Source organism: Actinomycetota bacterium (genome assembly GCA_019347675.1).
Taxonomy (GTDB): Bacteria; Actinomycetota; Nitriliruptoria; order Nitriliruptorales; family JAHWKO01; genus JAHWKW01.
Genome location: JAHWKW010000007.1, coordinates 40,391 through 61,660 on the forward strand (window position 1 = coordinate 40,391; position 21,270 = coordinate 61,660).

A 21,270-nucleotide genomic window follows, 5' to 3' on the forward strand; every position below is an offset into this window, starting at 1 on the left:
CGACGACCGCCTGCGGTGGCTTGAGTAGGGGCCATGGAACGCGTGGTTGTCGTCGGTGCGGGCTTCGCTGGCCTGCGGGCCGCCAAGGATCTGGTCGGCAGACCCGTCCACGCCACGGTGGTCGACCGGCACAACTACCACCTGTTCCAGCCGCTGCTGTACCAGGTCGCCACCGCTGGTCTGGAACCCCAGGCGATCGCCAAGTCCGTCCGCGGGATCTTCCATGAGGCACCCAACCTCACCTTCCGGCTGGCGACCGCCACCGGCGTGGACTGGGACCGCCAGCAGCTGATGGTCGATGCGGGCGATCCGCTGCCGTTCGACTGGCTGATCCTCGCGGCCGGTGCCACCAGCGACACCTTGGGTATCGACGGGGTGCGCGAGCACACCTACCCGTTGAAGACGTTGGACGACGCGGTGAACCTCCGAGACCACATCCTGACGACGTTCGAACGCGTCGACGTCGACCCGTCGCTGATCGAGGAAGGGGCACTGACGTTCGTGGTGGTGGGCGCCGGCCCGACCGGCGTGGAACTGTCCGGGGCGTTCGTGGAGCTCCTCGACCACGTCCTGGAACGGGACTTCCCCGGCGTCGACGTTGGCCGGGCCCGCATCCTCATGGTGGAGGCCCTCCCGAACGTCCTGAGCGGCTTCAACGAGCGCGCCCAGGACTACGCCCGCCGCACGCTTGCCGACCGCGGTGTCGAGGTGCTGCTGGGAACCCCACTGAAGGCCGTCGATGAGTCGGGGGTCGTGCTCGGCGACGGGGCGCGCATCCCCACGCGGACGGTGGTGTGGGCGGCGGGGGTCCGCGCCCACACCCTCGCCGACGCGCTGGGTCTCCCACAGGCCTCCGGACATCGCATCGTGGTCGGCGACGACTTGTCGGTCCCGCACCACCCCAACGTCTTCGCGGTCGGCGACATCGCCGCGGCGACGGGCCCCGACGGCGAGCTGTATCCCCAGATCGCGCCGGTCGCGATGCAGCAGGCCAGGCATGCCGTCCGCCAGATCGCGCGTCGTCGTGCGGGCCTTCCCACGCGAACGTTCCGCTACACCGACAAGGGGATCATGGCGACCGTCGGTCGGAACGCGGCCGTGGCGCAGGTGCCGCGCGGGCCGACCCTGACCGGTCCGGTCGCATGGGTCGTGTGGCTCGGGGCGCACCTGCTGTTCTTGGTCGGGTACCGCAACCGGGCGGTGGTCCTCCTCAACTGGCTGTACAACTACGCCACCTACGATCGTGCCGCCCGGCTGATCATCCGCGGGGAGGCCCCGCCCCGCCGCACCGCCGGGGAGTAGGCCAGCCGCCCTGATCGCCCCAGTAGCCTGGCCTCACCCATGACCGAGCACGCGTTCCGCGACGAGCAGGCCGCCCTGCGCAGCCTCCTCGACGTCCATCCCGAGGCGCGGCAGCTGGGCGAGGTGTTCGCTGACGCGGGGCACGAGCTGTACCTGGTCGGCGGCACGGTGCGCGACACCCTCCTCCCTGACCGTCCCGAGCCCGACCTGGATTTCGCGACCTCGGCACGGCCGGACGAGACCGAGGAGATCCTGCGGGGCTGGGCGGACCACGTGTGGGACATCGGTGCCCGCTTCGGGACCATCTCTGCGCAGAAGGACGGCCAGGTGGTGGAGGTCACCACCTTCCGCTCCGACCGCTACGAACCCGGATCGCGACACCCGCAGGTCACGTTCGGAGACTCGATCGACCAGGACCTGTCGCGGCGCGACTTCACCATCAACGCGATGGCGGTCCGCGTCCCCGACTTCGCCTTCCTCGATCCCTACGGGGGGTTGCGCGATCTCCGCGCTGGGGTCGTTCGCACCCCGATCGAACCCACGAGCTCGTTCGGCGACGACCCGCTGCGGATGTTCCGGCTGGCCCGGTTCGCGGCCGTGCTCGGGGCCCACCCCGAGCCGACGACCGAGGCAGCGGCCCGTCGGATGGCGGCGGAGATCACCACCGTGTCCGCCGAACGGATCCGCGACGAGTTGGACAAGTTGGTGGTCGGCGACCATCCCGGCGTCGGACTGGACCTGCTGGTCCGCACTGGGCTCGCGGAGCACGTTGTGCCCGAGGTCGCGCTGCTGACCACGTGCGTCGACCCACAGCACCGGCACAAGGACGTGTATGCCCACACCCTGGCGGTGGTCGACAACTGCCGCCCTGACCGCACGCTCCGGCTCGCAGCGCTGCTGCACGACATCGGCAAGCCACAGACCCGCCGGATCCACCCCGACGGGACGGTCACCTTCCACCACCACGAGGTCGAGGGGGCCCGCATGGCCCGTGAACGGCTCCGGGCGTTGCGCTACGACAAGCAGACGGTCAACGACGTCAGCGACCTGGTGTTCCTGCACCTGCGCTTCCACACCTACAAGATGGGTTGGACCGACAGCGCGGTGCGCCGCTACGTGCGCGACGCCGGGGAGCTGCTGGGGCTCCTAAACGATCTGACCCGTGCCGACGTCACCACCGCCAACGAACGCAAGCGGGCACGGATCATGCGCCGCATGGACGACCTGGAGCGGCGGATCGCGGAGCTGCGCGAGCAGGAGGAGCTCGAGAAGGTCCGTCCAGCCCTCGATGGGCACCAGATCATGGAGCACCTGGGGATCCGGCCAGGTCCGTTGGTGGGTGAGGCCCGCAGCCACCTGCTGGAGCTCCGCCTCGAGCGCGGACCGATGAGCGAGGACGAGGCCTACACCGCGCTCGGCGAGTGGTGGGCTGAGCGCAGCCGCGACGCGTCCTGACGGTCACGTCCTCAGGAGCGTTTCAGGGGGCCGCATCGGCGTCCGATACCCAACCGATGGATGTGGACACGATGTCGCCGCGTGCGGTGACGCCCGACACTCGACGCCAGGCCACGCCGGTGTGGACCGTCCTCGTGCCAGCTGTGACCGGCGCGGCCGCGCTGCTGCTGCCTGCGGTGCACGCGCTCGTCGTCGCCCTGGCGCTGGCGGTCGGCGCGTTGGTGTCCCGCCGGTATCCGCAACGGCAACTCGCCGCGGCGGCGGCACTCGCCGGCGGGGTCGTGGCTGCGGTCGCTGCCCGCGCGGCCTTGACGGCCCGGGTAGGCCCCCCCGGACCTGCATCCCTGGAAGGCATCCTGCCGTTGGCCGGTGCGGCCGTTGCGCTGGTGCTCGCGTGGCAGCTGGTCGGCGCCATCGCTGACCGGACCCTGCGCGCTCGCGTCGGTGGGGAGGTGTGGCCGACCACGCGGAACGCCCGCTGGGTCCAGGATGCCGCGCTCGCCGCGTCGGCCGTCGTCGTGGCCGTGCTTTGGCACGTCTTCCCGCTGCTGGCGTTGGCCGCCCTCTTCCCGCTGTTCGCAGGTGCGCGTGTCGTCGATCATGGCGGCCGCGGGGCGGTCGCGATCGACCGCGTCACCGGGCTGCCCACGGCCGGGGCGATCCGGGCGGCCCTGGCCGACGAAGCCGCCCGCGCCCGGCGGTTCCACCGCAGCGTGGCCGTGCTCGTCGTGGACCTCGACCAGATCGGGGACCACAAGAGGAAGGTCGGCCAGCCGGTCGGGCAAGGGCTGCTGCGTGCGGTTGCGGCCCACTTGCAGGCACTCAGCCGCGAGTACGACGTGGTGGGCCGGCTGTCCGGTGACGAGTTCGTCGTCCTTTGCCCGGAGGCCGACGTGGTCGGGGCACGCGCTGTCGCCGAGCGGATCCGCGCCGGTCTGGCAGCGGAGCCGTTCCGGATGGGCACGGCGGAGGCGCCCGTCGCCGTGACGGCATCCGTCGGGCTGGCCATGTTCCCCGACGACAGCGACGACCTTGACCAGCTGCTCGTCGAGGCCGAGCTCGCCGCCTCCTACGCCCGTTCTCAGGGCGGTGACCGGGTCTGTCTGGCGGCACTCCTGCCCGAGGAGTTCCGTGGCGTCGCCGCTTACGACGCGGCCGCGTACCGGTTCGTCGGAGCCGTTCCGGTCGCTCCCGCCGCCGAGCCGCTGCCGGCACCGGGCCGCGACGGCGACCGGGAGGTGGCGCCCGATCGGTTGGTGAAGGTGGCCAGCGAGCCGCTGGCGCACGCCAAGCCCAGCACCGACCGGCTGCTGGGTGCGGTGGGCGTGGCGGCGTCCGTGGCCGTGGCCGTTGGCGCCGTCGCGGGTCCGGCACCCAGACACTGGGGTGCCGTGCTGGTGTTCGCGGCGCTGGCGGTCGGCGCCGAGTGGTTCGCGGCTTCTGTGTACGGACGGTCCAGCTCGTCGTGGTCTGCTGTCCCGCTGGTCGCGTTCGCGGCGGTGGCCATGTCCCCGGTCGAGGTCGCACTGGCATGCGTTTTGGCTGGCGTCGGTGGCGGGGCGCTCCGCGGGACGCGCGTGCGGCAAGCGGCGTTCAACGTTGCCGTCTTGGTGCTGTCGGGGCTGTCGTCGTTCCTGACCGTGCAGATGTTGACCGCGGTCGATGTCGATGCCACCGGGTCACTGCTCGAGGCGCTCATCGTCGGGCTCGTCGCCGGTCCCGCATTCTTCGTCGTCAACGTCTGGCTGGTCGCGACCGCGGTGGCCGCCTCGGGGCGTGCGCCTGTGTGGGACGTGTGGCGAGAGGACCTGTTGTGGCTCGTTCCCCACCAGCTGGGCATGGGCGCGCTGGCGGGGGCGTCGGCGCTGGTGTACCACCTGATCGGCGCCGAGGGAGCGCTGTTGCTGTCGCTGCCCGCGGTGGGGCTGCACCTGGCCCAGCGCCAGTTCCTGAACCGGACCCGTCAGAACGTGGTCCGCCTCCGAGAACTCAACGACGACCTGTCGGACGCCAACACGCGGGTCGTGCGCGTGAACGAGCGGCTCACGGATGCCCTCGGACAGGTCAATGCCGGTTACCTGGCAACGGTGGAGTCCTTGGCTGCCGCGGTCGACGCCAAGGACACCTACACGGGCAGCCACATCGACAGGGTGGAGGCGTACGGGCGGCTCCTGCTCCAGCTGATCGATCCCGAACTCCGCGACGACGAGCAGATGCTGTGGGGATTCCGCCTGCACGACGTCGGGAAGATCGGCGTCCCCGATTCGATCCTTCTGAAGCCTGGCCCGCTCGACGATCAGGAGTGGGTGGTGATGCGCCGTCACCCCGAGATCGGCGCGCAGATCATCCAAGCCGCACCGTTCCTGCAGGGTGCGCGCGACATCGTCCTGCATCACCACGAGCGGTGGGACGGCGGCGGTTACCCCCGGGGGCTGTGCGGACAGGCGATCCCGTTCGGGGCGCGGCTGTTCTCGCTGGTGGATGCCTTCGATGCGATGACCTCCGATCGCCCCTACCGCACAGCCATGTCGATCGACCAGGCTCTGGAGGAGCTGCGCCGCAACAGCGGTACCCAGTTCGACCCGGAGATGATCGAGGGGATGTTGCAGCTGCCCAGGACCAGCTTGGAAGAGGTTCCCGTCCAGGTGGCCTCACGCCGCCACGCGACACGACGGCGCGCTGCCGCCGGTGGCCTGCTGCTGCCGATCACCGCTGATGTCTACGACGCGCTCGACGAGCCCGCGAGGGTCCACATCGTCGCCCGCTGAGACCAGGGCTCGAGTTGCGTCCACACACGTTGCGTGCAGTCGTCACCCGGGTGGCTGCGGCCGACCGTCGGTGGATCGGCCGGGGGTTATCCGCCCCGGAGGCAGCAGCCGCAACAGCACGCGCCGTTCGACCAGCGCGGTCGGGACGGCCCCGTAGTGTCGCGAGTCGGTGGAGCGGCCACGGTGGTCGCCCGCCACGGCGACGTGACCTGGTGGCACGGGCGCCGGGCCTCGCGGCAGGTCCGCCACGTCACCCGCCAGCGCCACGATCCGCTTGACGGTCAGGCGCTCACGTGCCCGGGGGTCGCGGACGACAACGACGTCGCCGACCCGGAGCCGGTCGGAGGCCGGGACGGTCAACACCAGCTGATCCGCGCTCAGCGTGGGTTCCATGCTTGCCCCGTTGACGCGCCGGGCCGCCCCGCTCACCCACCGCAGCGCCGCCCACAAGACGGCGAGCGCGACGACCACGCGTCGTACGGTCGTCCACCCGTCATCCGGCTGGTCCATCGCGGGCTCCGTTAGGGTCGGGGCTACGGCCCACTATCCCGACGGCCTGCTCCTGTTGCGAAAGGACCACCACATGTGGACGTTCCTGGGGAATCTCTACCCGCTCCGCGCGGTGCGCACCGTCCACGCGCACTGCGACATCCCCTGTGGGATCTACGATCCCGAGCAGGCCAGGATCGAGGCCGAGTCATGCCTGAACATCATCCAGAAGTACCACGATTCGGACGACGAGCTGTTCCGCGACCGCTGCAACTTCATCAAGGAGGAACGCGCCGAGCTGGCCAAGAACCACATCAGCGTGCTGTGGACCGACTGGTACAAGCCCGAGAAGATGGGCGCGGAGATGCATCAGGTGTTCAAGCAGGCCGTCGTGTGCTGCTCCAGCGTCAAGCGCAGCAACGACGAAGGCAACGCCCGTGAACTCCTCGACCTGGTCAACCAGATCGACGAGTTCTGGAAGAAGAACAACGGCCCCGCGGAGACCCGTCTCGCCGGTCGTCCCGGCTGAGGGAAGACACGCTCGGAAACCTGCGATCACGGGCGCTGGGGGCCCTGCCCCGGTCGCTCCTCGTCCAAGGCCCGCTCTGCCTCCTCCCAGGTCTCCACGTCGACCGGGGGTGGCATCCGAGTCAGCCACCGCCGAGCCACCGCCGCCAGGACGACCGACGCCAGCCCCGTCCCCAGGAGCACCGGCTCGGCGCGGGACGCATCGGGCAACGACACGGCCGTGACGATGGCTCCACCGAGGAAGCCCAGGTTGTAGAGCACGTCGTAGGCGGCGAACACCCGTCCTCGGAAACGGTCGGGGAGGGCGCTCTGCACCAGCGTGTCGCCGGGGATCTTGGCCATCGAGAAGGCGACGCCCAGGGCCAGGTTCACCGTGTACAGCGCCCACTCGCGTAGGCCCGGGGTGAACACCAGCAGCGCCACGCCTCCCAGCACCAGCGACAGGTTCAGCGACGTCTCGGGCGCCAGACCACGTCGGTCGGCGCTTGCCACCAGGGCCGCACCCGCGCCGGCGCCGACCCCGAACAGCGCGAGGACAACGGCGATCTGTGCCGGCCCTGCGCCGAGCAGGTTGCGGAAGACCAGGAGCGCCGCGATGGTGGCGATCGCGGTGAGGAACCGCAAGGCCGCGAGTGTCACGATCGGTGCCCACGCCCGGCGTGTCCCGGCGATCCGGTGGATGCCGTCGACCAGCTCTTCCCACGCACGTCGGATCTCGTGGTGCAGCGGCGGCAGCCGTCGATCGAGGTCGGGACCGAGGAGGCGAACCGGGAGAGTGGCGGCTGCCAGCACGCTCGCCAGGAACAGCCCGCCAGCCATGATCACCGCGGCCTCCGGGCCGCCGCTGTCCTCGCCGACGACCGCCGCGATCACCCCGCCGCCGGCGGCGCCGGCCAGCGCGACGATCGCCCCGCCGATCGCTGCCACGGCGTTCGCGGCGGTCAGCGCCTCGCCCGGCACCACCTTGGGCAGGGCCGCCCCCAGCGTCGCGAGGAAGAACCGGTTGATCGATAGGACCACAACGACCGTGGCCAGAAACAGCGACTGTCCCGCCGCTGGGAGGTGCACCAGCGGCAGCGCCACCACGACGACCGCCACCCGAACGACGTTGGCCCAGATCAGGATCCGCTGACGCCGCCAGCGGTCGATCACCACACCGGCGAACGGCCCGACCACCGAGAACGGCAGCGTGGTCACGGCCAGGATCAGCGCCACCTGCGCGCCGCTGGTGGCCTCGGTTGGGCTGAGGGTGAAAAGCAGGAGCGACGCTGCGCCCAACTGGAACATCCCGTCGCCGGCCTGCGATGGCCAGCGCACCGCCAGGAGCCGGACGAAACCGCCGAGCCGGAACAGATCCCGCACGCGGTGCTCGGCGGGCGGCGAGGCCGGAGCAGTCACCGTCACGAGCCTAGGAGCGCCACCTCGCGCCGCGGAGGCACGAGCCCGGACCGCCCTTCGCGCCGCTGAGGCGACGGGTGTCGGGCCGGCTTCAGGTCGCGGTGATCTCGGGGAGGGCCTCCTGCAGCTCTGTGGCCAACGCTTCCTCGTCAACCGGCGCGACGACGAACTCCTCGACCATGCGTCGGGCGACCTCGTCGCGGTACTGCACCGGCGGGCTTTTCATAAAGTACGCGCTGGCGGACAGCAACGGCCCGCCGACGCCCCGGTCGAGCGCGACCTTGGCGCACCGCACCGCGTCGATCACGACCCCGGCGGAGTTGGGGGAGTCCCAGACCTCGAGCTTCAGCTCCGCTGTCAGAGGCACATCGCCGAACGCTCGGCCCTCCATCCGGATGTAGGCCCACTTGCGGTCCTCCAGCCACGGCACGTGGTCGGACGGGCCGATGTGGATGCTGTCGCGCGGCAGCTCGGAGTCCAGCTGCGACGTCACCGACTGCGTCTTGGAGATCTTCTTGGACTCCAGCCGCTCGCGTTCGAGCATGTTCTTGAAGTCCATGTTGCCGCCGAAGTTCAGCTGGTACGTCCGGTCCACCGTGACGCCGCGATCCTCGAACAGTTTGGCCAGCATGCGGTGGGTGATCGTCGCCCCGACCTGGCTCTTGATGTCGTCGCCCACGATCGGCAGCCCCGCGTCGGCGAAGCGTCGCGCCCACTCCCGATCGGACGCGATGAACACCGGCAGACAGTTGACGAACGCAGCACCCGCCGCCAGCGCCTGTTCGGCGTACCACCGCGCCGCCTGCTCGGAGCCCACCGGCAGGTAACAGACGACCACGTCGGCGGCCGCCGCACGCAGCGTTGCGGCCACGTCGACGGGAGCGCCGGGCGCCTCCTCGATCTCCTGGTGGTAGTACCGGCCGAGGCCGTCGAGCGTCGGCCCGCGCAGCACCTCCACGTCCAGCGGTGGGACGTCGGAGAAGCGCATCGTGTTGTTCGGCGGCGCGACGATCGCCTCGGCGAGGTCACGGCCGACCTTCTTGGCGTCGACGTCGAACGCCGCCACGAACTGCACGTCGCTGACGTGGTACCCCCCGAACATCACGTGCATCAGGCCGGGGACGGTCTCCTCCGGCGGTGCGTCGCGGTAGTGGTGGACCCCTTGCACAAGCGAGCTCGCGCAGTTGCCGACACCGATGATCGCGACCCGGATCTGGCGCTCGCTGCGCCGGCCCGGCGTGGAGTTCTCGGTCATCGTTCCCTCGCTTGTGCGGGTGCTGGTGGCGACGCCAGCGGCTGATCGGACGTGGTCACGGGCGGCTCCGGGCCCGAACCCGGTCATCGGCGGGGCGCTCCGCCGGCGGCTCGCCGCCTTCGGCGGACGGTGGTCGGGTGGCGTGATCGCCCTCGTCGCCGCTGACCGGCTGGCGTTTGTCGGCGTCGGCGGCCAACTGTCGCTTCTCGGCGACGATGAGCTCGTCGAGCCACGCGATGTCCGAGGCGGTGGCTTCCATCCCGTGTCGCAGCAACGACAGCGTGTAGCCGTCGATGTGGTCCTGCTCGTCACGCATCGAGCGGCGCAGGTCGGCCAGCTTGTCCTGCAGGTCGGCCTTGCGGCGCTCCAACAGCCGCAGCCGGATCTCCGGCTTGACGTAGCGGAAGAAGGCGAAGCGCAACGGGAACTTCTCCTCCTCCCACGTGGTCGAGGCCTTGTCCTCGATCAGCTCCAGGAACTCCCGGCGGCCGGCTTCGGTGATCCGGTACACGTTCTTGCTGCGGCGGGTGTCGTCCTCGCTGAACACCGGCTCGATCGACCCGCGCTGCTCGAGTCGCTTCAGTGCGGGGTACAGAGAGCCGTACGACACCGGCCAGAAGTGGCCGAGCTTCTGCGTGAGTTGCTTCTTGAGCTCGTAGCCGTGCATGGCCTTCTCCTGGAGCAGCCCCAGGATGGCCAGCTCGAGCATCGGATGTCCGTAACGTCGATCGCGGCGGGTGCCAGGTGGCGGGCGCTTCGGGCTACCCTCCGCCCGACGCAGCCCCGAATGTATCGTGCCGATGTATCGCAACGATACACTCCACTCGGTGGCGGCGACAAGCCCTGCGCTTGCGTGCGCATGCCGTCCCGGCGAGGCGTACTCTTCCGGACGTGCGCCGGGGACGGATCGACTACCGCATGGCTCGACGGGCGCTCCTACGCGACGTCGAGGTCGGTCTGCGCTCTGCCCGTGACGTCTGCGACGCCCACCCCGATCTCGTGCGCGCCGGGCGGAACGTCGGTGAGCCGACCGAGGACGACTGCCCGATCTGCGACGCCGCCGACCTGCGCTTGGTCACGTACGTGTTCGGCCGGCAGATCGGCCGCCACAGCGGTCGCGTCGTCTCTCGCAACACGCTCGGCGTGCTGACCAAGCGGTACGGCGACCTCAACGTCTACACGGTCGAAGTGTGCACCGACTGCGGATGGCACCACCTGCGCGAGTCGTTCTGGATGAGGCGTGAGGCTGGGTGAACGCGGCTCGCGCCGTCCCGTCTAGAGCTCGTCTAGAGCGACTCCATGAGGTCCTTCAGGTTCTCCAGCGTGTGCTTGGCTTCACGTTGGTTACGCCGCTCGACGTAGAGGCGGTCGAGCGCCTCACCCAGGAAGCCTCCGGGCAGGTCGTAGTCCACGTCGACCTCGACGCGGCATCCTGCGCCGGCCTCGGTCACCCGCTGTGCCATGTGTAACCGCCCACCGCCTGCTGCCTGCGCCTCGTACATCACCTGCCGGGGAGGATCGACCTCCAACACCGTCCATTCCGTCTCGAGGTTGAGGCCGGCGACACGCAGGGTCTGACGGAAGGAGTCGCCACTCTGCAGCGGCCCGTCGGGAAGATCATGGTTCTCCACCACCATCGTGGCCCACAAGACGAGCCGATCGAGATCGGTGAGGACCTCGAACACCTCCTGCGGAGTCCGCTCGATCTCGACGCTTTCCTGGATCTGTGCCATCGCTGCTCCTTTCGGGTCCGAACATAGGCCGCTGCCGCCATCACGGTCCCTCGTCGCCCACCACCCGAAGAAGAGCCCCGAAGAGGGTCAGCCCCGGCCCGAATGCCAGTGCCACGACGTGATCGCCGGGCGCGAAGGAGTGGGTCCGGAGCAGTTCCTGCAGGATGAGGACGACGGTGGCGGAAGAGCAGTTGCCGCAGTCGCGCAGGACCCGCCGCGATGCCGTCAGCTGCGAGTCGGCCAAGCCGAGGCGGTCGGCGACCGCGTCGAGGATCCGGGGGCCGCCGGGGTGCACGGCCCATGCCGCCACCTCATCGATCCTCACGTCGCGACGGGACAGCAGCGCGGTGACGAACTCGCCGACGTGATCGCGCAGGATCGTCGGGACCTGACGTGACAAGCCCAGCCGGAAGCCGCGATCGGTCACGTCCCAGGTCATACAGCTGGCTTGCGAGCTGTCCGTGTGGGCGGTCACGTCCACCACCTCGAGCCCGGCGCCTCCAGGAACCAGCGCAACGGCTGCGGCGGCGTCCGCGAACAGCGCGTGGGCCACGGCCTGTTCGAGGTCGTCGGATGGCGGCTGGATGTGCAGGCTGCTGAGCTCGACGCACAGCACGACGGCGGTGAGGTGGCGCGCCCTGACGGCATCCGCCGCGGTGGCCAGGCCCGGAAGAGCCGCATAGCAACCCATGTGCCCGACGTGCAGGCGCTGGAGGTGGGGCGGCATTCCGACGTCGCGGGCAAGGAGGACGTCCAGCCCCGGCGTGACGTAGCCGGTGCACGACACGACGACGAACAGGTCGACTTGTGCCGGATCGAGACGCGCGTCGGCAAGGCAGGCCGCCAGCGCTTCCTTGCCCAGGGGCAGCGCCTCCTCCCGGAAGCGGCGCATCCGGGCTTCCGTACCCCAGCCGCTGACGTCCCCGACGGTCGGGTCTGCCACCACGTGGCGGGAGCGGATGCCCGTCCCTTCCCAGATCCTGCGGGCGGCCCTGCGGTCGTGGTAGTGGTCGCGGAAGAACTGCCATCCGCGTTCCTGTGGGACGGCGGGCGGCAACGCCGATCCGACGCCGACGATCGTGGCGCTCACCACGGCCGGTTGTCCCGCCGCGATCCCCCGGGAGCGGGACGCTCCTGTCGGCGGGACACCAGCGTGGTGGGGACGACCGGCAGATCCTGCACCACCTTCACGCGGACCAGGTCGCCGAGCTGGGCCGTCAGCGTCTCCTCGACCACGGTCCGCAGCGCCGGTCTCGAGCGCTGGCCTGCCCCAGAGAGGCGCACCGTGACCACACCTTCTTCGGCCTCGAGCAGTTCCAGGTTTCCCCCGTCGCGCTCCACGTCGGAGCGGAGGGCATCGACCACGGAGCCCGCCCGAGCCCGCTCCCCGTCCTCGCCCAGCTGGTACAGCTCGAACAGCAGGCGGACCTCAGGGGCGACCACGGCCGGCTCGGTCAGGCCTGCCTCCTTCAGCATGGCGGCGATGCGTCGCAGTCCCCAACGGTGGACGGTGTCCACGCAACGCAGCATGTCGAACACGTCGTCGCGCACGGCTGGCTCCGCGTCTTGCGCGAAGCCCTGCACGAGCTCGTCGAGACGGTCGAGGGCACCTGACACCTCCGGAGCCAGCTCCGCCTGTGGTCGCGCTTCCGGGCGGACCCCATCGCAGCTGTGGCAGCCCGGCGTGGTCACGGCGACTCCCCCGCGCCGTGGGAGGTCCACATCCAGCCGATCGTGTCCACCGGCGAGATGCCCCGTCCCATGGCGGCGACCACGGCCAAGCTCAGGCCGTAGGCCAGCTGCTCCACGAGGAGTGCGATCGGGCCCAGGAGACCGGCCCCCAGCCCGAACAGGCCGGGATCCTCCAACTCGCCGCTTGGAAGTCGGCCGAGAACGCCGTAGAGCGCCAGCACGGCCCCGGACAGCACCCACAGGACCATGCCCGCGAGCAGGCCTTTGAGGAGGGCGCCGCGGAAGGTGATGTCGTCGCCGGGAAGGGCAGGCCACAGCCCAGACAGCAGCAGCGGGAAGACGAGCACGCCAGCGGAGACGAACACGGCGTACCCGATCTGGAACGCGGTGTCGGGGTCTTCCGCGAAGAGCGCCCCGACGAGGAGCGGCAGGTCGATGAAGGGCAGGCCGAGGACGGGTGCCAGATGGATCAGCGCGGCGAGCAGGACGGTGGCCACCAGCCCGCCCAGGATGGTCAAGGGGAACAGCGAGGGGTGAGGCTTGTGGATGACGGGGGCACTGGAAACCATTCCCTCCTCCTCAGCCGGTCTGGCGCGGGAGTGGAGCTGCCGCCTCGGCTCCCACGAGCGCCACGACGTCGGGGACGAGGCGGGCCGCAGGCGGGCTCAGCTCGCAGCCGCCGGTCCCCTTGTCCTGGCGACGACCGCCTTCGGCTACTTCAGTTGCGTCGACCACCGGCTCCAACTCGATCACGACCACGTCCTGAGGCAGGGCCCCGAGGTGGCCGGCGACGACCAGGAGGTGGTCGAGGTCGATAACGCCCGCGCCGGCTTCGCGCAGGCGAGCGAGGACCTCCTCGTCGGCGGGGAGGGTGCCGTCCCACCGCCACCGGTAGACGCGCCCCGACTCGCGGCCTCGTGACACGGCGGCGACCAGGATGACCCGGTCGTAGGGCGGCTGGGCGTCGGCCAGGTCCTGAGCGACGTAGAGGGCGCCGTAGCCGAGATCGGCCACCTCGACGCCGGGAGCCAGGCCAACGGAGGCCAGTTCGTCGCTGACGGCCAGACCGAAGGAGGCGTCGCCCAGCCAGCGGTAGCCCACCCCGCCCACGAGGACACGGGTGGGCGGGGGCGCCGCCGGCGCCCCCGCCACGGTCGGGTCGTTCAGGTGCTCGCGCACAGGCACGTGTGGACCTCGCGGACGATCTTCCCCGCGCCGGAAGACAAGTGCACCGTGCAGGGCATGCAGGGATCGAACGAGCGGATCGCACGGAAGATGTCGATCCCCGTGAAGTCGGCGTCGGAGTCGAACTCCTCGATGATGGGGGTGTTCATCACCGCTTCCTCCACGGGGCCGCCCCGGCCCCACGGGTCCCGAGGAGAGACGTTGAACGTGGACGGGGTGACGACCTGGTAGTTGACCAGCGCGCCCTTGTCCATGACCAGGTGGTGGGTGAGATACCCACGTCCGGCGCCCCAGAAGCCCACGCCGCGCCGCTCGTCGCCGGGTATGCGGGGGGAGGTCGACCAGGCCGCCCTGGTCTCGCCCTTGGCGTGCAGGTCGGTCGCGATGAGCACGTTCTCGTAGGCCACCAGGAGCGAGTAGACGATGTGGTAGGCGCGGGCGAGGTTGCGTTCGAACGCGTTCCAGACGTCGGGGATCTTCCACTCCAGTTCCATGGCCGGGAGCCGGGTCTGGGGGACGTGCATCTTCACGCTCGTGCCCGTGGACTCCAGGAAGCGGGTGTGGGGCAGCTTGCGGGCGGCGGCGGTGGCCCATAACCGCGCGTACGGGCCGGCCTCCACCACCTGCCGGTCCCAGCGGGCCGCGGTGCTCCAGGTGTAGGCATCTCTCCAGCTGCGCTGGCCCGCGACGGGCTTGGTCTCCTTGTTCCACGGGTGGTTGGGCGAGATCGGGTTGCCGGCCGGGTCGGTGCGGTACCGAACCCCCTCGTTCTCCCATCCCTCGTAGTAGGCGTGCTCGACGAACTCCTCGAGGCCCATGTTGATGTGCTGCAGGTTGGTGGTGACGAGCTGGCCGTCGATCACCACGCCGGGGGTCGCCCAGCGGCGCTCGCCCCACTCCGCGCAGTTGGCGTAGCTGCCGTCGTAGGCGTCGAGGTCGTCCCACATCCCGGTATCGATCAGGTTCTTCTGTCTGGCGCCCACCTGCTTGTGCCGCGGGTCGGCCTCGTAGAAGAAGCGGGTGAGGTCCTCCCAGATGAACACCCCGCGTTTGGCGTAGTCCATGGTGCGCACGATGCGGATCTGCGTCTCGCTGAGGACCTGCGAGGACACGGTCGTGGACAGCCCGCCGGGCACGACGGTCTGGGGGTGGGGGTACTTGCCGTAGAGGATCGAGTAGGCCTCCTTGGGCGGCCGCGTCATGTGCAGCCCCTCGAGGTAGAGCTTGCCGACCAACGGGTTGAAGGCCCGCATGATGTCGGCGATGGTGCGGAAGTCGTGGACGTCGGCGTGGGCGGCCTCGGTCTTCTCGGCTCGTGCCCACAGCGAGGGGTTGGTGCGCTCGACCACGACCTGGGAGAAGTCGGGCCCGGCCATGAGGTACAGGTGCACGGGGTTGTCGAGCATGAAGTCCAGGCCCAGCTGGACGTTGCGCAGAGCGAGCCCGAGCGGGGGGACACCGATCCCGAAGGCCATCTCGATGGCCAGCGAGGAAGCCACGGAGTGCACCCCGCCGCAGACTCCGCACACCCGGCTGGAGATGAACATGGCGTCGCGGGGGTCACGCCCTTTCAGGATCACCTCGTAGCCGCGGAACAGGGTGCCGATGGCGTGGGCCTCGTGAACGTTACCCGCCTCGAGGTCGACGACGGCGTGGAACGCCAGCGCGCCCGCCACCCGGCTCACCGGGTCGAGGTTGACGTCCTTGACGCGCCCGCCGTGCGCCAGCAGTTCCTCCACCCGGGAACGGTCGATCTCTCGGGCCTGGTAGGCGTAGGGCTCGGCGTCATCGGTGAGCCGGGCCCGCCCGTGTTCGTCGAACTCCACCGGCAGGTTCTGGAAGCACACGGCTAGCTCTCCTCGTCGAGAGGCGTGTCGAAGCCCTCGACCTGTGGCGTCAGGCCCCGGCGCCGGGAGGTGCCGCGCTGTCGAGCCAGCTCTTCCCGCCGCTCCGGGAGCTCCTGGGCGTAGTCGTCCCCGTAGGCGGCCTCCGGCGGCGTCACGTAGCCGCTGGCGTACTTCTCCACGTCCTTCTGGCGGCCCGGAACGTCGGAGCGGAAGTACTGGATGCGCAGGTAGAAGGACTCGAACACCCGGTGGAACAGCGTGACGCGGTCGTACTCCGGGGCCCAGCCGCTCGGTACCCGGTCGCGCCAGCGCGGCTCGCGGTTGCGCTCAAGCTGGGTCACCCGCCGCAGAGGCGTCACGAACGTGCCGTGCAGGCGCGACAGCGTGCTGGCCGGCGTGGTGAACGGTGGGCGCTTGTAGAAGGGGGTGAACTTGTCGGGGAACCCCGGCATGGTGCAGCCGATGCACGCCCCACCGGCGACCATGCACCCGCCCTTGTGATCCACGTAGCCGCGCTCGGTGATGTTGCAGTTGACCACCGGCCCCCAGCAGCCGATCTCGGCCAGGCACTCCTTGCCGCCGTACTCGCGAGCGAACTTGCCCTCCTCGTACCAGGCCCCGCGGGGACACCGCACGTGCACCGTGTCGCCGAACTGCCACGTCGGGCGCCCCAGCTCGTCGAAATCCGGGAGCGGGCCTTGCCCGTTGATGAAGCGCAGGAGGAGCGCGACGGTCTCGGTGAAGTTGTCGCCGATGGGGGGGCAGCCGGGGACGTTGATCACGGGGAGGCCGAGCTTGCTGCGGTAGTCCTGGCCCAGGAAGTCCATGAGGCTCATCGCCCCGGTCGGGTTGCCCAGGGACGCCGGTATCCCGCCCCAGGTCGCGCATGTGCCGATGGCGATGGTGACCGCCGCCCCCGGAGCCAGGCGCCGCACCCACTCGGGTGTGGAGATGCGCCTGCGCTCCTCCGCCGGCGCCCACGTGGGCAGCGCCCCTTCGGCCGCCCACGGCTCGGCGCCCATGGTGAGGTTCTCGTCGGTGATCGAGCCCTCGTAGACCACGACGTAGGGCGCTTCGAGCTCGCCCGTTTCGGCCCTCTCCATGGTGATGGTGAAGTGGTCGCCGGACTCCATCGCCTGCTGGTAGTGGTGCAGCACGACGACGGGGACCCCTGGGAGCGCCCCGGTGAGCAGCTCCTCCGGCCCCGGGTCGGTCGCGCCGAGCGTGGCGACCGTGCACCCGTCGCAGCTCATGCCCGGCAGCCAGAAGACGTAGACTTTGTTGATGGGCCCTTCGGTGGCCGTGCGCCCGCCGGTGCGGATCATGCGCTCGGCCAGCTCCCCGGTGTTGGCGCCGGCCACGTTGCCGAGCTGGTCGGGCAGCGAGCGGCTGGTCTCCCCCTCGACCGGTCGGTCCACCCGGGCTTTGGTCGGGATGGTGACCATCTGTTCCGGCATGCGTGTTCCCTCCTGGAGGACCCGGCCTAGACGACCCGGTCGGATCCGGCTGCCACCCGTAACGCAGTGTCGGTTTCGGCCAGGCGGCGCGCGGCGGCGTCGAGGGCGGCGGCCGTGTCGGTCGTGGAGGCCGACAGCGCGCGCGCGTAGGCGTCGAGGGGGGCAAGCTGCTGCTCGACGGCGCGCACGCCCACCACGACCTTCTCGAACCAACCTCGGATGCTCTGCAGGGCTTTCACGATCAGGAGCAGGCCGGTGGCGAGGACGCCGAGCAGGGCCCAAGCGGCCAGCACCGACAGGATCATGAGCACGACGGGCATCACGACCTCCGGGCGCCGGCGGTGGGAGACAGCGACTCGACCGTGCGTTCCACAGCTGCCGCCCGGGAAGCGAGAGTGGTTGCCGCCTGCCCCAGCTCCCCGCCCACCTCCGCCACCGCTGCGAGCATCGGCTCCGCAGCGATGTTCTCGGCCAGGCCCGCCGCGGTCTGGGCGTTCAGCTCGGTGAGCCGGCGGATGTGCTTGAGCACGCGCAGCGTGATGAGCACGAGCTTCAGGACCGCGAGGATGGCGAGCCACGACCCGATCAGCCCGATCCACCACAGCGCTGCCATCACCGCCCCCCGCCGACGTCGGCTGGCTCGGTGAGCTCGGCCAGCCGGTCATCGGCCCGGCCGAGGCTGGCTCGGGCCTCCGCCAGCGCTGTGGCACAGACGGACCAGGCGCCGTGCAGGCGCTCGACGCCGCGGCTCAGGCCTGCTGCGGCGTCGGCCACCGCGGCGAGCGAGAGTCGGACCCGCTCCAGGTTGCGGGTCGTACTCACCAGAAAGACCAGGACGACGACGAGCCCGGCCACCAGGGCGGCGACGAGGACCCCGGCGGAGGCGAGGGTGAGGGTTCGGAGCAGCTGCATATCAGCCCGGTTCTCCCGGGTCGGCCCCGGCGCTCCCCACCCACTCCTTGACCTTGCGCGCGATGCCGGAGCCCTCGCCATCCTCAGCCGCGAGGGCCGCGAGCTTGCCGTTCATCGAGCCGATGGTCTGCTCCAGGGCCCGGGCCGATTCGCGCACTGCCGTGATCTCCTCGTTGGTCTGCTCCAGCAGCCAGAGCGACACCGTGTTCTCCGCGATCTGCTTCGCCTGGCTCCAGACGGCCCCGGCCCGCCGGTCGATGCTCTTGGCCACCGCGATGACCAGGCCCAGCAGGACGGCCACGACCACCACCACGGCAGAGAAGACGGCCAGCGCCAGCCACCACCGCTCGGGGTCGCTCACGGGTACACCTCCGTCGCGGTCTTCGGAGACCGAAGACAGCTCCTCTCGCGCCGCTCCTGCGGAGCGTCGCTCACGGGTACACCTCCGTCGCGGTCTTCGGAGACCGAAGACAGCTCCTCTCGCGCCGCTCCTGTGGAGCGTCGCTCACCGCCGGACCTGAGGCGCCTGGTCCTCGTGGGCGGGGCGCCCCGACAGTGAGTGGGGAGCGTCTGCGTGGGCGCCTTCGTCGATCGCGACGGCGTGCCGGTCGACCAGCTCGCCCCCCAGCCACCCGGTGAACAGGGCCAGGACGAAACCGGCGAAGGACGCAACGTAGGCGACGGCGTCGGGTGACTCGGGCGCCTCCCGTCGCAACACCCAGCTGGTGACGAACAGGACGAGCAGGACCGCGTTCCCGGCGCCGTGGAGCAGCCCGACCTTCTTGGCCCGCGTCCCGCCGGGGATGCCGAGCCAGTCCACGAACCCGGGCAGTGCGGCCGCCACGCCGCCGATGATGCCGGCCGCGATCATCCAGTACGCGACGGTGGCCAGGTCATCCGCGCCGGTGACCAGGTACAGCACGTCGAAGATCACGGCGGTCGCGAGCAGCGCGAAGGGGAACGGGATCAGTTGCTGGTGCAGGGCGTGTCCGAGGAACTTCACCCGGCTCTCCACCGGGCGAGTCTCGACGGCACCGTCGGTCGTCGCTCGATCTGCCGGGGCGGCCGAACCGGGGTTTGCCCACTCTGGCGGCTGTCCAGCCATCTCCGCTCCTTGAGCTCCGTGTGCGACGGCCCCCGGATCGGAGGTCTTGAGGTGGATGGTAGTAACCGGGTCGGCTCCCAACTGACTGCCTCGAAGGACGCCCGGTCACAGTCCGTTCGCACCGCGTCGCCCGTCCGACGCGCCCTCGTCTTCGGGTCAGGGACAGGTGAACCCGACCGATCGCCGTCGCGGACACGGTGATGGGACCAGGATGCGACCACTGGCGGTGGCATCCCTGCCAGGTGGCATGTATGGGGGACCGAGGGGTCGCGACTCGGGGCTCGCGACCAGTGAGCGGAGGGAGAACGGATGGAGTTCCAGTTCTGGCCCGCGGTGGTGGCGGGCGTGGTCGGTGGCGCGGCCATGTCGATGCTCGACTGGATGATGAAGCCCATGGGGATGAGGATGGACCCACACCAGATGTGGGGCACCATGATGAAGCTCCACGGTGGCCTCGGGTACGCGATCGGCTTCGTGGTGCACGTGGTCCTGAGTGCTGCGATCGCGCTGCTGTACGCGCTGTTCTTCGACGTCGTCGGCGTGGAGGCGAATCTGTGGGCCTGGGGGCTGGTCGGAGGTGCACTCCACTGGGCGATCGCCGGGGGGATGGTCTGCCCATGGTCCCGGCGATGCATCCTGAGATCCCGGATCGGCAGCCCGCGCCGGGGATGTTCGTGAAGAACGACGGCGCGCTTGACGCAACCGGCTTCCTGATGAGCCACCTCGTCTACGGGCTGGTCGTCGGGGTCGTCTACGGGATGTCGACGTAGCTGACTGCGTCCCGCGCCAGCGCGGCGTACCAGACGTCCTCACCCGGGCACTTGCGGCGTCATGCGGGTCAGAACACGAAGTACCAGTGGATGAACAGCAGGAACATCACGCCGAGTAGGGCGCTCGACGACGCTCGCCACACCGCACCGACCCACCACGACCGGGTCCACGCGCCGAACGCCCACGGGAGCGGGGCGATCGCCAGGGCGAACCGGTAGGCCGACATCAGTGGCCGCCCGGGGAAGGGATAGGTCAGCCACACCAACACGTGCGCTGCCGCGTACACGCCGTACGGCAGCGGTGTGCGGACGAGGAGCCACACGACCGCCAAAGCCACCGCGACGAAGACGATCAGGTCCACGGAGTGGTATCCGGCCGGGTACTGGCCGGCGAACTGCGTGCCGAACCGCCAGGAGTCGGCCAGGGAGATGGTCGGGAGCGTCCACTGGCGTTCCCATCCCACCTGCGCGTCAACCGGCGCGAACGGCGTGCCGTAACGGACCAGCGCGAACGCTGCCACCGCCGCCAGGCCGGCCGGGGCGCCGGCCACGGCCGCCGCCCACGACCGGATGCCGAGACGGCGACCTGCGCGGTGCTGGCGCCACGCCTCCAACACCATCGGCAGGATCAGTAGGACCCCGACGTTGCGGGTGATGCTCGCGGTGGCAGCGAGCGCCGCCGCCCATCCCCAACGGCCGCGGCGGGCCCACACCAGCGCCCACGCCGACGCGGCCAGGAACATCGCTTCGCTGAACGGCGCGACGAGGAAGAACGCTGCGGGGAAGACCGCCAACGCGACGAGGCTCCGTCCCGCGAGCCGCTCGTCGTCGGTCTCCTCCTCGATCAGGCGGTGCACCCCCGCCAGGGCCGCCACGGCGAAGGCCACCGCGGCCAGGCTGCCCGCCAGGTAGAAGCGGCTGTCCAGCAGCCGTCCCAGTACCGCAACCACCAGCGGGAAACCGGGGAAGAACGCCGCCGCCGACGGGGTCTGGTCCAGGCGGAACGGCAACGGATAGCCGTCACGGGCGATCGCCAGGTACCACAACGCGTCGAAGCGCTCGAGGCTCGCGCCGAGCAGTCCCGTCCCCTGCTCTTCTGCGGAGGCTCCTGCCCAGCCCCGGAACCCCATGCCGTACATCGGCTCAACGTCGACCGCGTCGTTACCTTCCAGGAGACCGCCGAAGGCGAAGCCGAACACGGCCAACACGACCCGCAGCGCGAGGACGGCGATCACCGCCCTCCGCCACGCGGTGGGCAGCCGCGCGAGCGGTGCGGCCAGTGCCGCCAACTGCCCGGTCCACGTCGCGCGCGTGTCGGACGGGCGGGTTCGCGGGGAGCGCTCGGACGATTCTGCATCGACGGCCATCCGGCCG

The 21,270-nt window shown here is 70.4% G+C and carries 23 protein-coding genes; 6 read left to right on the forward strand and 17 right to left on the reverse strand.

What is annotated here, in order from left to right:
* Nucleotides 1-33 precede the first annotated feature (33 nt).
* From KY462_05920 to KY462_05930, 3 genes are all read left to right on the forward strand, one after another.
* Nucleotides 34-1,302 (forward strand): NAD(P)/FAD-dependent oxidoreductase, encoded by a 1,269-nt coding sequence (locus tag KY462_05920; protein MBW3577265.1) that lies wholly within the window; start codon nt 34-36, stop codon nt 1,300-1,302.
* A gap of 39 nt (nt 1,303-1,341) precedes the next feature.
* Nucleotides 1,342-2,757, forward strand: coding sequence for a CCA tRNA nucleotidyltransferase (locus KY462_05925; protein ID MBW3577266.1), 1,416 nt, complete (start codon nt 1,342-1,344; stop codon nt 2,755-2,757).
* A gap of 134 nt (nt 2,758-2,891) precedes the next feature.
* Nucleotides 2,892-5,525: a diguanylate cyclase gene (locus KY462_05930; protein ID MBW3577267.1), complete on the forward strand. Its 2,634-nt coding sequence runs from the start codon at nt 2,892-2,894 to the stop codon at nt 5,523-5,525.
* Nucleotides 5,526-5,567: 42 nt separating this feature from the next.
* On the opposite strand, the gene KY462_05935 is transcribed toward KY462_05930, so the two are convergent.
* A complete protein-coding gene (locus KY462_05935) occupies nt 5,568-6,035 on the reverse strand; it encodes a hypothetical protein (GenBank protein MBW3577268.1) in 468 nt (155 codons plus the stop codon).
* 73 nt (nt 6,036-6,108) lie between these two features.
* On the opposite strand from KY462_05935, the gene sodN reads away from it, so the two are divergent.
* Nucleotides 6,109-6,543: a superoxide dismutase, Ni gene (gene sodN, locus KY462_05940; GenBank protein ID MBW3577269.1), complete on the forward strand. Its 435-nt coding sequence runs from the start codon at nt 6,109-6,111 to the stop codon at nt 6,541-6,543.
* Nucleotides 6,544-6,569: 26 nt separating this feature from the next.
* On the opposite strand, the gene KY462_05945 is transcribed toward sodN, so the two are convergent.
* From KY462_05945 to KY462_05955, 3 genes are all read right to left on the reverse strand, one after another.
* Nucleotides 6,570-7,904, reverse strand: coding sequence for an MFS transporter (locus KY462_05945; protein MBW3577270.1), 1,335 nt, complete (start codon nt 7,902-7,904; stop codon nt 6,570-6,572).
* Nucleotides 7,905-8,031: 127 nt separating this feature from the next.
* On the reverse strand, nt 8,032-9,195 hold the full coding sequence (locus tag KY462_05950; GenBank protein ID MBW3577271.1) for an inositol-3-phosphate synthase: 1,164 nt from the start codon (nt 9,193-9,195) through the stop codon (nt 8,032-8,034).
* A 55-nt stretch (nt 9,196-9,250) separates the two neighbouring features.
* Nucleotides 9,251-9,904, reverse strand: coding sequence for a PadR family transcriptional regulator (locus KY462_05955; protein ID MBW3577272.1), 654 nt, complete (start codon nt 9,902-9,904; stop codon nt 9,251-9,253).
* A 182-nt stretch (nt 9,905-10,086) separates the two neighbouring features.
* Between KY462_05955 and KY462_05960 the strand changes: the two genes are divergently transcribed.
* Entirely contained in the window at nt 10,087-10,449 is a 363-nt protein-coding gene (locus tag KY462_05960) for a DUF5318 domain-containing protein (GenBank protein ID MBW3577273.1), read from the forward strand.
* A gap of 32 nt (nt 10,450-10,481) precedes the next feature.
* Here KY462_05960 and KY462_05965 read toward each other — a convergent pair whose 3' ends face one another.
* The 12 genes from KY462_05965 to KY462_06020 form a co-directional block, all read right to left on the reverse strand.
* The gene (locus tag KY462_05965) at nt 10,482-10,928 is read right to left on the reverse strand and encodes an SRPBCC family protein (GenBank protein MBW3577274.1); all 447 of its coding nucleotides are present in this window, start codon (nt 10,926-10,928) and stop codon (nt 10,482-10,484) included.
* A gap of 40 nt (nt 10,929-10,968) precedes the next feature.
* Nucleotides 10,969-12,021: a type III polyketide synthase gene (locus KY462_05970; protein MBW3577275.1), complete on the reverse strand. Its 1,053-nt coding sequence runs from the start codon at nt 12,019-12,021 to the stop codon at nt 10,969-10,971.
* The gene (locus KY462_05975) at nt 12,015-12,620 is read right to left on the reverse strand and encodes a NifU family protein (GenBank protein ID MBW3577276.1); all 606 of its coding nucleotides are present in this window, start codon (nt 12,618-12,620) and stop codon (nt 12,015-12,017) included. The genes KY462_05970 and KY462_05975 overlap by 7 nt, the downstream gene beginning before the upstream one ends.
* On the reverse strand, nt 12,617-13,189 hold the full coding sequence (locus tag KY462_05980; GenBank protein ID MBW3577277.1) for a hypothetical protein: 573 nt from the start codon (nt 13,187-13,189) through the stop codon (nt 12,617-12,619). Before KY462_05980 ends, KY462_05975 begins: the two co-directional genes overlap by 4 nt.
* 10 nt (nt 13,190-13,199) lie before the next feature.
* Nucleotides 13,200-13,805, reverse strand: a complete 606-nt coding sequence (locus KY462_05985; GenBank protein MBW3577278.1) for a hypothetical protein — start codon at nt 13,803-13,805, stop codon at nt 13,200-13,202.
* On the reverse strand, nt 13,784-15,652 hold the full coding sequence (locus tag KY462_05990) for a nickel-dependent hydrogenase large subunit (protein ID MBW3577279.1): 1,869 nt from the start codon (nt 15,650-15,652) through the stop codon (nt 13,784-13,786). The genes KY462_05985 and KY462_05990 overlap by 22 nt, the downstream gene beginning before the upstream one ends.
* Nucleotides 15,653-15,654: 2 nt before the next feature.
* The gene (locus KY462_05995) at nt 15,655-16,977 is read right to left on the reverse strand and encodes a hydrogenase expression protein HypE (GenBank protein MBW3577280.1); all 1,323 of its coding nucleotides are present in this window, start codon (nt 16,975-16,977) and stop codon (nt 15,655-15,657) included.
* A 158-nt stretch (nt 16,978-17,135) separates the two neighbouring features.
* Nucleotides 17,136-17,429: a hypothetical protein gene (locus KY462_06000; GenBank protein MBW3577281.1), complete on the reverse strand. Its 294-nt coding sequence runs from the start codon at nt 17,427-17,429 to the stop codon at nt 17,136-17,138.
* The gene (locus tag KY462_06005) at nt 17,429-17,722 is read right to left on the reverse strand and encodes a hypothetical protein (protein ID MBW3577282.1); all 294 of its coding nucleotides are present in this window, start codon (nt 17,720-17,722) and stop codon (nt 17,429-17,431) included. The genes KY462_06000 and KY462_06005 overlap by 1 nt, the downstream gene beginning before the upstream one ends.
* Complete coding sequence (locus KY462_06010; protein MBW3577283.1) at nt 17,722-18,021, reverse strand: hypothetical protein; 300 nt, start codon at nt 18,019-18,021, stop codon at nt 17,722-17,724. The genes KY462_06005 and KY462_06010 overlap by 1 nt, the downstream gene beginning before the upstream one ends.
* A 1-nt stretch (nt 18,022) precedes the next feature.
* Nucleotides 18,023-18,382, reverse strand: a complete 360-nt coding sequence (locus KY462_06015) for a hypothetical protein (protein MBW3577284.1) — start codon at nt 18,380-18,382, stop codon at nt 18,023-18,025.
* Between the two features lie 144 nt (nt 18,383-18,526).
* The gene (locus KY462_06020) at nt 18,527-19,036 is read right to left on the reverse strand and encodes a DUF2231 domain-containing protein (GenBank protein MBW3577285.1); all 510 of its coding nucleotides are present in this window, start codon (nt 19,034-19,036) and stop codon (nt 18,527-18,529) included.
* Between the two features lie 399 nt (nt 19,037-19,435).
* Between KY462_06020 and KY462_06025 the strand changes: the two genes are divergently transcribed.
* A complete protein-coding gene (locus KY462_06025; GenBank protein MBW3577286.1) occupies nt 19,436-19,804 on the forward strand; it encodes a hypothetical protein in 369 nt (122 codons plus the stop codon).
* A 160-nt stretch (nt 19,805-19,964) separates the two neighbouring features.
* On the opposite strand, the gene KY462_06030 is transcribed toward KY462_06025, so the two are convergent.
* Nucleotides 19,965-21,185 carry a hypothetical protein gene (locus KY462_06030; protein ID MBW3577287.1) on the reverse strand — a complete coding sequence of 407 codons (1,221 nt, stop codon included), beginning with the start codon at nt 21,183-21,185 and terminating at the stop codon, nt 19,965-19,967.
* Nucleotides 21,186-21,270: the final 85 nt, after the last annotated feature.

Coding starts and splice junctions, on each gene's coding strand:
- KY462_05920 (MBW3577265.1), top strand. CDS start 34: ATGGAACGCGTGGTTGTCGTCGGTGCGGGCTTCGCTGGCCTGCGGGCC.
- KY462_05925 (MBW3577266.1), top strand. CDS start 1,342: ATGACCGAGCACGCGTTCCGCGACGAGCAGGCCGCCCTGCGCAGCCTC.
- KY462_05935 (MBW3577268.1), bottom strand. CDS start 6,035: ATGGACCAGCCGGATGACGGGTGGACGACCGTACGACGCGTGGTCGTC.
- sodN (MBW3577269.1), top strand. CDS start 6,109: ATGTGGACGTTCCTGGGGAATCTCTACCCGCTCCGCGCGGTGCGCACC.
- KY462_05950 (MBW3577271.1), bottom strand. CDS start 9,195: ATGACCGAGAACTCCACGCCGGGCCGGCGCAGCGAGCGCCAGATCCGG.
- KY462_05955 (MBW3577272.1), bottom strand. CDS start 9,904: ATGCTCGAGCTGGCCATCCTGGGGCTGCTCCAGGAGAAGGCCATGCAC.
- KY462_05965 (MBW3577274.1), bottom strand. CDS start 10,928: ATGGCACAGATCCAGGAAAGCGTCGAGATCGAGCGGACTCCGCAGGAG.
- KY462_05980 (MBW3577277.1), bottom strand. CDS start 13,189: ATGGTTTCCAGTGCCCCCGTCATCCACAAGCCTCACCCCTCGCTGTTC.
- KY462_05995 (MBW3577280.1), bottom strand. CDS start 16,977: ATGATCCGCACCGGCGGGCGCACGGCCACCGAAGGGCCCATCAACAAA.
- KY462_06000 (MBW3577281.1), bottom strand. CDS start 17,429: ATGCCCGTCGTGCTCATGATCCTGTCGGTGCTGGCCGCTTGGGCCCTG.
- KY462_06005 (MBW3577282.1), bottom strand. CDS start 17,722: ATGGCAGCGCTGTGGTGGATCGGGCTGATCGGGTCGTGGCTCGCCATC.
- KY462_06010 (MBW3577283.1), bottom strand. CDS start 18,021: ATGCAGCTGCTCCGAACCCTCACCCTCGCCTCCGCCGGGGTCCTCGTC.
- KY462_06025 (MBW3577286.1), top strand. CDS start 19,436: ATGGAGTTCCAGTTCTGGCCCGCGGTGGTGGCGGGCGTGGTCGGTGGC.